Here is a 12196-nt window from a genome sequence, read left to right as displayed (position 1 = left end):
CGCTATCGACCTCCTGATTGCAGACATGCTCTAATGAAAGCTTATTCAGCCCCGTCCAAAAAAATGCTATAATTAACATTTAGTTAGAAAGGAGTGTTCATAATGGCATTCGATGGATTATTTACAAGAGCGATTACACATGAAATTGCAAATTCTCTTCAAACAGGAAGAATTTCAAAAATATATCAACCCTCAAAATATGAGGTTTTGTTACATATTCGAGCAAACGGAAAAAATCAAAAATTACTTATTTCCGCACACCCTACATACGCACGTATGCATCTTACAAATCAAAGTTATGATTCACCAGCATTACCACCAATGTTTTGCATGCTTCTTCGCAAACATTTAGAAGGTGGATTTATTGAGAAAATTGAACAAATCGATTTAGAACGTATCATTCAAATTACCGTTCGAAGCCGTAACGAGATTGGGGACGAATCTTTAAAAACATTAGTGATTGAAATAATGGGTCGTCACAGCAATATTATTTTAGTAGACGCGAAAACAAATATCATTTTAGATAGCTTAAAGCACGTTTCTTTAGCGGTAAATCGGCATCGTACTGTATATGCTGGCGCTGAATATGTTGCACCACCAGCACAGCATAAAATTAATCCCTTGCAGATTGAAACACAAGATGAGTTTATTAGGCCACTAGACTTTTTAGCAGGAAATATGGATAAACAACTTGTTGGGGCCTTTATGGGGATTTCTCCGCTATTTGCAAAAGAAGTTGTAAAGAAAGCTGTTATGGTAAATGAACATGCATTATCAGAAGCGTTTTTCACATTACAAAAACCAATGCAAGCGCATCAATATGAACCAACAATGATAACGGCAAATGGAAAAGAGTTCTTTTATCTCTTCTCTCTTACACATTTAAAAGGGGATAATAAAACATTCTTATCTGTAAGTGAATTATTAGATCGATTCTTCTTTGGAAAAGCTGAACGCGATCGTGTAAAACAACAAGCACATGATTTAGAACGATTTATGCACAATGAAAAAGCAAAAAATGAAAAGAAATTAATTAAATTACAAAAAACACTACAAGATGCTGGGAAAGCTGATAAATATCAATTATTCGGTGAACTTCTTACAGCTAACATGTATGCATTAAAAAAAGGTGACAAAGAAATTGAGGTTGTCAACTACTACGATGAAAATGGCGGAACAGTAAAAATTACATTAGATCCACTGAGAACACCGTCAAAAAACGCACAACGTTATTTCCAAAAGTATCAAAAAGCGAAAAATTCTGTCGCAATCGTAAAAGAACAAATTGAAAAGACAAATGAAGAAATCCTTTACTTTGATAGCCTACTTCAACAAATGGAGGCTGCTGCTTCAAAAGATATTGAGGAGATTCGCGAAGAATTAGCTGAAGAAGGTTACATGCGTAACCGTAAGTCGAAGAATACAAAGAAAAAAACATCAAAACCGATATTAGATAAATATATCTCTACCGATGGAACAGAAATTTTAGTCGGTAAAAATAATAAACAAAATGACTATTTAACAACCAAGTTTGCACGTCGTGATGAAATTTGGTTACATACGAAAGATATTCCTGGTTCTCATGTTGTCATCCGCTCATTAGAACCAACTGAAGAGACTTTATTAGAAGCTGCTAAACTCGCTGCTTATTACAGTAAAGCAAAAGATTCTAGTTCTGTTCCTGTAGATTTCACAAAAATTCGCCATGTTAAAAAACCAAGCGGTGCTAAACTTGGGTTTGTGACATATGATAATCAACAAACATTATATGTAACACCAGATGCTGATACGGTGATGAAGTTAAAAGCTTAAGGAAAACACAAAAACGCAATGATTGTGAGTAATCATTGCGTTTTTTCTTATAAAATAATATTCCCTGTCTTTTACAAAGACTTTACCGCCTTATTTCCCCCTCTATCAAACCAATATAAATGATAAAAAAATTGACACTTTATATGTTTCGTGTAAAAAAATATAGACACAAACAAGAGTTATATTCCTTAATTTTTAGACACTTTATGTAGTAATTATTTCTTATACAAAGAAAATTACATTGGCACAATTATTGCTTTATATAAGGAAGTGAAAGGGAGGAATCAAAATGACTTCAAGAATAAAGAAAATACAAGAACAACTAGATCGATATGGAATAGACGGATTACTCATTACGAAAAAGGAAAATCGCCAGTATGCAACTGAATTTACAGGTAGCGCTGGAGCCGTATTACTATCTGCAACTGAAGCTGTATTCATTACAGATTTCCGCTATGTCGATCAAGCAAAAACACAAGTACAAGAAGCTGAAATCATTATGCATAAAGGAAACATGGAACAAGAGATCGCAAATCAGATAACTAAATTAAGCATCAAAAAGTTAGGCATCGAAGAAAACAATATGACCTTAAAACAGTATAGTTCGTTAAAAAAATATACAAACATCGAACTTGTACAAGTAAGTGAACTAGTAGAAACAATCCGTGCCATTAAGGAAGAGTCTGAAATCGAAACAATTAAAATTGCAGCACGTATCGCCGATGAAGCATTTCAACATATAACAGGATTCCTAAAACCCGGTGTATCTGAATTTGATGTCCGAGATGAATTAGAGTTTTTTATGAGAAAACAAGGGGCCTCTTCCTCATCATTTAACATTATCGTAGCTTCTGGAGTCCGTTCTTCTCTTCCCCACGGCGTTGCCACAAATAAGATGATTGAAAACGGAGATATGGTTACATTAGATTTTGGTGCACTTTACAATGGGTATTGCTCTGATTTAACACGTACTATTGCGATTGGAAGTTACTCCAAAGAATTTGAAAAGATATATAGTATTGTATTAGAAGCATTAAAACGAGGAACCAAAGCAATCCGGCCTGGTGAATCCGCAAAAACGATTGATGATGTGACAAGAAATTACATTACAGATAACGACTACGGTCAATACTTTGGCCATTCTACCGGCCATGGCGTTGGATTAGAACTTCATGAACCACTTCGATTATCACAAGAAAGTAAAGCTACTTTACAAGAAGGAATGGTTGTTACTGTCGAACCAGGTATTTATATTCCAAACTGGGGTGGCTGTAGGATTGAAGATGATATTGTCATTACAAAAGATGGGCATGAAGTAATTACAAAGGCAAATAGAGACCTTATTGTTATTGGCTAATAGGAAACTCTCCTTATCCATCTAAAAAGGGATTTCTTTTTACACGGAGAAATCTTTCTATAAAGATATTATTTACTAGGAGGAATTTCTATTAAATTTCGTAATTGATACAATTGATGGATTAAACACAGAATTTTCAAAGCTTGTTTCTATGATGAATTATGCTCGTTATACAACAATGCAAGCTGTACAAGATTTAACGATTGAAGAACTCGATTATTTGTACGATGCTAAGGCAAACTCCATTGGTATGCTTTTATATCATATGACTACAGTCGAGTACTACTATCAGATTCATACCTTTGAAGATCGAGAGCCGACAGAGGAAGAATTAGAGCGTTGGTTACCTGGAATCGAATTAGGCGAACTTGGACGTCAGCATATTAAAAACCACCCTATAGACTACTACATAAATACGTTACAAGAAGTTCGTGCTAAAACAATTACAACGTTTCAATCACTACCGGATGAATGGCTATATAAAACCACACCGTTTTGGTATGACAAACCAGCAAACAACTATTTCAAATGGTTTCACGTCTTTGAAGATGAGCTGAGTCATCGTGGACAAATTCGTTTAATTAAAAAAATGTAAGGAACTCATTCAGTAAAATAATAAAAAAGTGCTATCTCTTAGTCAGGTAGCACTTTTTTATGTTTTAGATACGTCATCACCTAATAATAATTTTTTATTCACTTTTGTAACAATCATTCCCACAATACCTAAGATTATAAGTAAATATACTAATCTAGCAAAAGATAGCCACCCTTGAAAAATTGGCATCCTATCCATTTGTCTACCGGCTTCCAACAATATGAATGGCACTGTAGCTATTAAAATGACAAACTCAATTCCTAAAACGATCTTCTTTTTTCGGGTGTATGCTCTAAATTCATCCCAACAATATAATACAGCAAAAATAAAACCCACTGCATAAATAATGTCGATCCAATCACTTTCAATAAAATACTTTAAAATAAGTCCTATAGCGAAGCATCCCATAAGACCGTAAAAACCTATTTTCTCCTTCATATATTCCCTCTCTCTATCTAGTAATAAAACTGTATAATATTTTATCCACTTTCAGGATTATTTGTATTATATCATCCATTTTCACCTTGTAAGTGCAGTACATGAAATTGTTATATTTTCTTTCTCTACGTACTCACACACTCCCACTCTCTTCATACACTAAACTACACGAATGCCTAGCAAAATGGGAGTAGAATTAACACTTCTGCACGCCCTCTATATTCTTTGTTTACTTACAATTATCACCTTTTCTTATTCTTCGAAAAGATACGACAATCATTTGTATTGTTTTTATCTTTTTACTAGCTCTAACCGCAACACATTCCATTCCTCTTGCCGTTAGCGGGATTTTTCAAAGTTTTACCTATGCCATTACCGAACTACTACCAACTATTTTAATCATCTCTATTATTATTTCAATAAGCAATTTATAAAGTAGATCCATTCGAACTTGCTAGACGCAATTTTATACCTGTCGTTATCGTGTTAATTGTCACTACAATTATCGCGATGTTTCTTTTATAACCATAGACAAGTTTTCTTTGCTTACTGTTTTCCCTTGCGAATTGTTAAAATATACTGATTCCCAAAAGGGATTTCAAACCATCTGTCAAAATTATATTAAGAGAACAATTAGTTTAAAAGAACATATTACTTTTTAAGAAAAGGGGGCATAATCATGAGTGAATTGCTTTTCTTTTTATTTATTTGTCCATTACTTATTTTTATTGTTTCAGTACTTGGGACACGTAGAACAAGAACGTATTACGTAATGCCAATTGTAACGTTTGCTATTTTTCTTATATTAGGAGTTATATTGTTTCCCCCTTCATTTTTCTTTTGGGTTGGCATGTATAGCATCTTCTCATTTATCGTTTCTTATATAACTTTATTATTTGTAAAGGGGTATGAAGCTGTGAAGGGAAAATAGTAATATCTTTTATTTAAGAAATTTAACGATTCTGTTTGAAAATGTACCTCTCATCTTCAAAATCATTCTCTTTATCTTTTTTAAATAGCCTTTTTAATTTATCAAACAATCTTTCCTCTCCACCTAAAGATAATGATATATAAGTTTTCGTTTTCTTAGCTTGATGGCAATGGGGTAACACAACATGCCCATCAACTTAAGACATTTTAATATCCCCACGTTATCCTTTCTACACAAGCTAGATTAGAAAGGGTAACGTTTTGTTATGAAGCTCTCGAATCTATAAATATAAAATAGAATTTCCTATTGTTATTAATTTTGATATATATATAATTATATATATCAAAATTAATTATAAAGATCAGGAGAGAAAGAAATGAAGAAATTAATTATTACAGGTGTATGCGCAGCAATATTTGGTACGACTTTTTTTGCGCAGAATTCTTTTGCTGAAGTAACTCAAATCAGAATATAAAAGCAGCAAGCGCCCAGACTAGTAGTTTTATAGATGTATCTCAATCGCATTGGGCGTATAAAGAGATTCAGTACATGGCTGAACATAATATAATGTGAGAATATGGTAGCGGTTATTTTGGTGCCAAAGATAAAGTGACACGTGAACAGTTGGCTACGTTCTTATATAGAGCTATTCCAGTATCTTCAAGGCCGATCCAAGTAAACTAACTAGTTAAAACCGACTCATTCGAGTCGTTTTTTTTCTTTGCAGAAATTTATAAAACGCCAGGGAATACTTTTCCTAGGTAGTGTTGTAACTACGAAACGTCTTAATCGTTGATCTAGCTGTAACAAAAAAACACCCAAGAAATAACAAAGATCCTAATCCGCCTGTTCCACCTCCTAAAGAAGAATGGACGGAAGTCTCATCGATATGAGAAGAAAACTGTCTTTGATATTATGGGTGTTGTCTATGAGTATAATGGATTAAGAAAACAAAAGAAAGTTACATAATTTAAAAAATGAAACCCATTAAGATTTATTCGATATACGCATTTTTAAGAATAGGCTCCTATTTTAGAAATGTTTTAACCTTTCTGAATGACAGTTCAGTTTTTTCCACTCTTAAGTTGATGGGCATGTATGGTGAGGCCTATTATATAAATTAAAGAAACTGACCTTCCTCAGTTTCTTTAATTTAATACATATGTTTTTCGTTATAGAAATATATGTATTAAATTTCAATTAGTCTAAGAACATCATAACATTCTAAATAGTATGGAGCGTGTATTATAATGAAAAAGATTTTATTATCGTTTATAACATTAGGAATGCTTATAGGATGTGAAAAATCTGATTCGTGTGATGAAGCAAGAGCTATCTACTCTGGAAATTGTAATTCTGCTAATACACTGACAACCAACAAAGCTGAATTACAATTAGATTCCAGATAGTTGCTTTAATGCTTAATTTTAAACTCATTATTCATCAGATCATTATACATTTTATAATTCATAAATATTTAAAGATGGAGTTACCGCTCAGAGAAAAATTTGATAAAGTTTTTAATAATATTCTTCCTTATCGCAATAATTATATTTTATAAAGCTGGGTCCTGCCACATCGTTATCAAGCTAGTATTTTGAAATGTCCCCACAACGAAAAAAATGAAAGCTGTATTCCCATGCAACTATGAAGAGATAAAATTTTCGTTTTGAGGAAATTTCAGTAACGTTCAATTCGTCTTGTAAGCTCTTTTCAATATATTCAATTGAGTTTTGTATTCTTTCAAAATGATTCATTCCTCAATACCACAGTATATTCATATTTTATAATTCAAACAAAATATTTTTTTGATAATTTGTGCTAATTCTACATTTATCCCGCATTAACGGACAGTAACACTCCCACCTCAAAATTCAGCGAAAGCAAAGAAGTTAGGTGGGAGATGAACTGTCCGTAAAAGCCCGATTCGTTCAACTAACAATCAGTGGGGGATGAAGAAAACCCCCACTGATTAAAGTTTCACTTTATATTGTAACCTATACCCTGTGTCTCTTTATGAATTTTAAGTGCATTTAAAAAGATGGCTTTCCTTTAACGCAAAGAAAGCCATCTTTTAATTTTCATAAATTGTCTTTTTACCATTGTTTCCATTATAAGGAGGAATGAGTGTAAAAATATACAAAAACCCCGAATTATGGACTTTTTTAAGTGTCCACAATTCGAGGTACAGTTCATACCAAAGGATTAAGCCTTTTTCACGAAAGAAAATTAAGGTTCTTATTCATCTTTTGAAGTAGCTCCCTATCTTCATCAAGTAAAAAATAAAAGCATCCCAAAAACGAAAATTTTTTTTTCGTTTTTGGGATGCAAATGTATTTTAACTTAATGGCATTTTAGATTACCCATTATACACGCATTTTTGATAAATTATCCTCTAACAAACTAGAATTATAATTAGGTGCTAGTACGATATTTGTATATGTTCCTATACCCGAAAGGTACTTATACCTATGCTTGAAACCCGCTGGAATAAAAACAGATGCAGGACTCTCAATGATTTGAGACTCTCCTTCAATTTCCACTTCACATACGAGGCCTGTACCATCTATTTTATTCCCCCAGAAGATAAAAGCACTATCACAATGATGTGCGTGAATATCTACATGTCCTTCTAAGTTATCATCCATATGCGCATCGTAAAACACACGCTGTATCACATAAAATGAAGCCCGTTCATCCGTTCTATAATCCATCTGCACCCACCGCTCTCCTGGACCATCGCGATGATATAAAAGCTCAGATGCTCCCTTTACAAATGGTTTACTAACTCGGAGAGACTTTGAAAGCCTAGGCCCTTTTCTTTCTATGCATTTTTGTTGAATGGTCCTTACTCTTCCTATCATTTCAGGCTGAATACCCTCGTATGCTGAGTCATTCTGCTGAACAGCTTTTTTATGATAAGGTGCCGTATGAGTAAATATGTTCTTTCCAATAATCGGTCTCCAATGATCTACTTTACAACCAGTAGCTAATTGAAGAGATTGAGTCAATTCAGGAATCATCTGTAGTTTAAAGTACTGAAGATTACGCTTTTGAGATAAAAACACTGATAAATTTAGCAAGTCAACAATCCCAGCACGTTCACCTATTCCGCACAATGTAGTATCAATGACAGATGCCCCTGAATCGATTGCAGCAAGGGCATTTGCCATGGCTAGTCCTAAATCATTATGAAGGTGAACTTCAATCTCACAAGGGAATGTCTCAACAGATTTCTTCACGATTGTCGCACACTGACTTGGTTCCCAAATTCCTACAGTGTCTGCTAAACTGATTCGGTCTGCTCCAGCTACATGTGCAACCTGTCCAATGTAGGCGATATCTTCCCATTCAGTTCGCGAAGCATCTTCAATAGTAAAACGGATTTTCATCCCTAAAGATTTTGCTTCTTCAATAGCTTGTTTCACTTGATTGATAACGTAATCTTTTGATCTATTGGTGTACTTTGTTTGTAAAGAAATGGGGTTAATAGACGTCCAGATTCCTATCCAATCGGCACCAGCACGATAAGCCGCATGAACTTCTTCTTTTTTTGCCCGAGCATGCATAAGTATTTCAGCGTACTTTGCAGAGGCTGCAACTTCTCGGCAAATCTCTTCTTCTTCTTCAGAAATACCCGGATGTCCAACCTCGATAAGAGTTACTCCAAAATTCTCTAACATATGGAGTAAGGTAATTTTATCTTCCTTGGAGAAACGAATACCACATTGTTGTTCTCCTTCACGTAAGGTGGCATCCAATATTGTTATACCCTTGTTCATTCCTTTTTTCCTTCTTTCATTTCTATAAAGTTTAACGTTTGTTCGAATAGGCTATTACGATTCTTTTCATAAACAGCCCAGTGCGTTGCATCGGGGATTACAACTTCTTTTTTTTGTTTTGTACCTGTTAGTTTTGACATCATATTTCGGTCTGCAAACGTGTCATCTTCTCCATAAATGACAAGTACTGGAACGGTAATTTTAGATACATCATATAAAGGCTGATTTTTCCAAATATAAAACAAATCCTCTAGTGGACCAACTGGTCGACGAATAGTTTGATTATTTTTCTTACTCATAGGATCCGAATTGATAAATACTTGTTTTACGGCATCCATTGCTTCATTTGTAACGATTTTTTTCTTTCCCATCATCATATGCCAATGATGCATTCCTTTATCAAAGTCCACCATTTGATAGGCTGATGCTTCAGGGTTAAATTGATTAGGTTGTAATGGATTTTCAAGAGATTTTGTCATCATAGGAAGTGTGAATCCATGCATATACCCATATAAAATAAGTTTATTAATATCTTGAGGATGGGATATTGCATAATTTCCAGCGACAACACCTCCATATGACCACCCTATTATATGAATCTTTTTCACATTTCTTTTCTTTTGGATCCACTTTACAACTGTTTCTAGATCCTTAGTTGCATCATTCAGATGAATAACCGGACGGTTTTGGGAAGGAGGATCTGACATTTCTTTAGGGCGAGAAGAATGACCAAACCCTCGAAAATCCATGGCCCAAGTATCATACCCTTTTTTGGCATACTCATCCATCCACGAATATTTTGGTACATCAAATGCTTGAGCTGTAGGTACACTAAATGGTTCTAAAAATAAGACAATTTCATCGGATTTATACTGTTTTTTATTATTTAAGTTTTTATGAAGCAAAAATATTTTTTCTTCTCCTTGCTGAATTTCTAATTCTTGTTTTACTACTTTAGAAGTCTGAGCATTTTGAGAAGTTTCTTTTATATTAGAACAACCAGACATAAGCATTATAAAAAAAATCCCTACTAAACTAATATGTGTCCATTTTATCTTCATTTAGAATGTTCCTTTCATTTCATAGAAATAATAGCTATTATTCCAGCCGCAATAATTAATCCGGCTGGTAAACCTTTTGTAAATAATACGGCAACAAGAGTCCCTATTAAGACACCTAACAATATCGTAGGATTCATAGATAGAACTCCTACACCTTTCCCTCCTATGTATGACACAGTGAAACCTGCAAGAATGGACCCTAATCCCATAGGGGAAGCAATTAATTTCACTACGTTTTCGTTTGTAATCTTCCCTGATGCAATTGGAATTAAAAAGAATAACATAAGAAAGAAAATACCAATTTGAAAAGAGTATTGTTGAATAAAATGTAATAAAGTTTTTTGTCCAACAGCAAGTAAAATTCCTAATAAGCAAGCCGCACCAGCTAGTGCATAATCCTTTATAAGCAGGGCGAGTATTACAATTATTCCAAGTAACAAAAAAGGAAGCATAATCTTTTCTCTCATCTATAGTGTGGTATAGTCCCAACTACCATTTTCCGGTATAGAGACTTGTACCATATTCTGGTTTGCAAAGTTAATTTGAATTAAATTTGGACTTATTACAGGTCTTAACTCTTCTCGATTTATCATAAATTTAAATGCTTCAAAGCTTGCTAGAATGCCTACTATATTCGCAACGGGAGACAATACAGCCCATGGACGATCTTTTTGTACATAACTGCTTGCCCATTTCTCATCCGCGCCATATGTAACGGAATGAAGAGCACGTCCATCTTTTAATTCATGAATTTTATTTTGCATTTCTGGTGTTAGCTCTTGTTGATAAGACGGATATCCTAACGCAATTTCATAGGGCGTAGAGTTAGGAGTTAAAGACATGACGCCACCTCTAAAGGGGGGTGTAACTGCAATCCAAATAGAAGGGATTCCTAGTTTCTGAGCTGTACGATGGATAATTACTCTCGCTACTAAATTGTCAGTTGCATCTATAATGACATCTGCATTCGTTAGAAGTTCTAATGCATTGTCCTCGGTAACAAATTCTTTTGTTATCTCTATTTGTAATAATGGATTAATGTCTTGCAAAACTTCTAAAGCGACCTCTGCTTTTTGCTGTCCTAATTTACTGATGGAACTTAGCATTTGTCGATTGATATTGCTTGCTTCAAATACATCTTGATCAATAACATGTAAAGAACCTACACCCATTCGCGCCAATTGAATGAGTGTAATTCCTCCTACTCCCCCTGCTCCAACTACAGTAACGCGAGCATTTTTTAATTTTTCTTGCTCCTCTACAGAAATGACGCCAATATTTCGCGTGAAACTTTCTTCATATATATTTTGCGTATTTTTATTTTTTGTTAACAAATTATTTTCCTCCTTACAGTGTTGTATAATCCCAACCATCTTTTGGTGCATTTTTTACTTGGACGGGGTTCTGGCTATTTACATCAATAACAATCCCTTTTGGAGCTCTCGCTAGCGGTTCACGACCAGTTAACACTTGGATTGCTTCATGAAAGCTAAATAATGACAATAGATGGGCACGCATCGGCGTGATAATCCATCCTGCTTTTCCATCACAAAAATCTTGTGCCCACTCTTTTGGTGCCCCTTTTTCTACAGAATACCAAGCTCGACTTTTCTTTATATCCGCAATTTGTTGTCTTAATTCGTGATTTGTTAATTTACCTCCTACAATAGATACATTCAAGGCTTCCTCATAAGGAATTCCAGTTGGAAAAAATGTAGAAACAAATCCTCTTGTAGGAGGACTACCTGACATCCCCACACTTGGTATACCTAATTCTCTAGCAGTTCTATGTATAATAACTCTTGAAGGCATGTCATCTACGGCTTCTAATACAATATCGTGCTCTTTTATAAGTTCGATTACATTATCTTCATCTACTCTTGTTTGTATAAAGTTTGTTGATATATAGGGATGTATATCTTTTACAACCTGTTCTGCAACTTTTGCTTTTGGTTCACCTATAACACTAGAAAGCGCTAACATTTGTCTGTTAATATTAGATATTTCAAATTCATCTGGATCAACGCCTGTAATATGCCCAATCCCCATCCGAGAGAAGAGAATTGCTTCATATCCACCTACACCCCCTAATCCAAAAATAATAACCTTCTTATTTCGAAGACATTCTTGTTCCTGTTCAGAATACACACCAATATTCTTCTTAACCATTTCCCAATAATATGAATCCATATCCATTTTGAAGTCTCCTTTATATATAGT

The 12196-nt window shown here is 34.3% G+C and carries 10 protein-coding genes and 2 pseudogenes; 6 read left to right on the top strand and 6 right to left on the bottom strand.

The window, feature by feature from the left end; translation table 11 throughout:
• Positions 1 to 102: 102 nt before the first annotated feature.
• The 3 genes from ACM6HU_RS09220 to ACM6HU_RS09210 all read left to right on the top strand — a co-directional run bounded on the left by ACM6HU_RS09220 (position 103) and on the right by ACM6HU_RS09210 (position 3764).
• Positions 103 to 1812 carry an NFACT family protein gene (locus tag ACM6HU_RS09220; RefSeq protein WP_016115996.1) on the top strand — a complete coding sequence of 570 codons (1710 nt, stop codon included), beginning with the start codon at positions 103 to 105 and terminating at the stop codon, positions 1810 to 1812.
• A 289-nt stretch (positions 1813 to 2101) separates the two neighbouring features.
• Positions 2102 to 3169 (top strand): M24 family metallopeptidase, encoded by a 1068-nt coding sequence (locus ACM6HU_RS09215; RefSeq protein ID WP_088093640.1) that lies wholly within the window; start codon positions 2102 to 2104, stop codon positions 3167 to 3169.
• A 151-nt stretch (positions 3170 to 3320) separates the two neighbouring features.
• Positions 3321 to 3764, top strand: a complete 444-nt coding sequence (locus tag ACM6HU_RS09210) for a DinB family protein (protein WP_016115998.1) — start codon at positions 3321 to 3323, stop codon at positions 3762 to 3764.
• 57 nt (positions 3765 to 3821) lie between these two features.
• Here the strand turns inward: ACM6HU_RS09210 and ACM6HU_RS09205 are convergent, their stop codons facing one another.
• Positions 3822 to 4202: a YoqO family protein gene (locus ACM6HU_RS09205; protein WP_414848117.1), complete on the bottom strand. Its 381-nt coding sequence runs from the start codon at positions 4200 to 4202 to the stop codon at positions 3822 to 3824.
• 184 nt (positions 4203 to 4386) lie between these two features.
• Between ACM6HU_RS09205 and ACM6HU_RS09200 the strand changes: the two are divergent.
• The 3 genes and pseudogenes from ACM6HU_RS09200 to ACM6HU_RS09190 form a co-directional block, all read left to right on the top strand.
• Positions 4387 to 4633, top strand: a pseudogene (locus tag ACM6HU_RS09200) (hypothetical protein); the annotation flags it as partial.
• Positions 4634 to 4881: 248 nt separating this feature from the next.
• Positions 4882 to 5133, top strand: a complete 252-nt coding sequence (locus ACM6HU_RS09195) for a YbeF family protein (RefSeq protein WP_016116000.1) — start codon at positions 4882 to 4884, stop codon at positions 5131 to 5133.
• Between the two features lie 807 nt (positions 5134 to 5940).
• Positions 5941 to 6102, top strand: a pseudogene (locus ACM6HU_RS09190) (IS4 family transposase); the annotation flags it as partial.
• A 1397-nt stretch (positions 6103 to 7499) separates the two neighbouring features.
• Here the strand turns inward: ACM6HU_RS09190 and ACM6HU_RS09185 are convergent.
• From ACM6HU_RS09185 to ACM6HU_RS09165, 5 genes are read right to left on the bottom strand one after another with little or no spacing between them, the layout of a single operon-like run.
• A complete protein-coding gene (locus tag ACM6HU_RS09185; RefSeq protein ID WP_016116003.1) occupies positions 7500 to 8915 on the bottom strand; it encodes a hypothetical protein in 1416 nt (471 codons plus the stop codon).
• Entirely contained in the window at positions 8912 to 9976 is a 1065-nt protein-coding gene (locus tag ACM6HU_RS09180; RefSeq protein ID WP_016116004.1) for an alpha/beta hydrolase, read from the bottom strand. Before ACM6HU_RS09180 ends, ACM6HU_RS09185 begins: the two co-directional genes overlap by 4 nt.
• Before the next feature lie 14 nt (positions 9977 to 9990).
• Positions 9991 to 10428, bottom strand: coding sequence for a DUF441 family protein (locus tag ACM6HU_RS09175; RefSeq protein ID WP_016116005.1), 438 nt, complete (start codon positions 10426 to 10428; stop codon positions 9991 to 9993).
• A 15-nt stretch (positions 10429 to 10443) separates the two neighbouring features.
• The gene (locus tag ACM6HU_RS09170; RefSeq protein ID WP_016116006.1) at positions 10444 to 11310 is read right to left on the bottom strand and encodes a HesA/MoeB/ThiF family protein; all 867 of its coding nucleotides are present in this window, start codon (positions 11308 to 11310) and stop codon (positions 10444 to 10446) included.
• 13 nt (positions 11311 to 11323) lie between these two features.
• A complete protein-coding gene (locus tag ACM6HU_RS09165; protein ID WP_016116007.1) occupies positions 11324 to 12172 on the bottom strand; it encodes a HesA/MoeB/ThiF family protein in 849 nt (282 codons plus the stop codon).
• Positions 12173 to 12196: the final 24 nt, after the last annotated feature.

The sequence above is a fragment of the Bacillus sp. IT-79MI2 genome (assembly GCF_949768135.1).
In the GTDB taxonomy this organism is placed as follows: Bacteria; Bacillota; Bacilli; order Bacillales; family Bacillaceae_G; genus Bacillus_A; species Bacillus_A pseudomycoides.
Note: the sequence above shows the minus strand (reverse complement) of the source record. Positions and strands in the feature narration are given on the sequence as shown.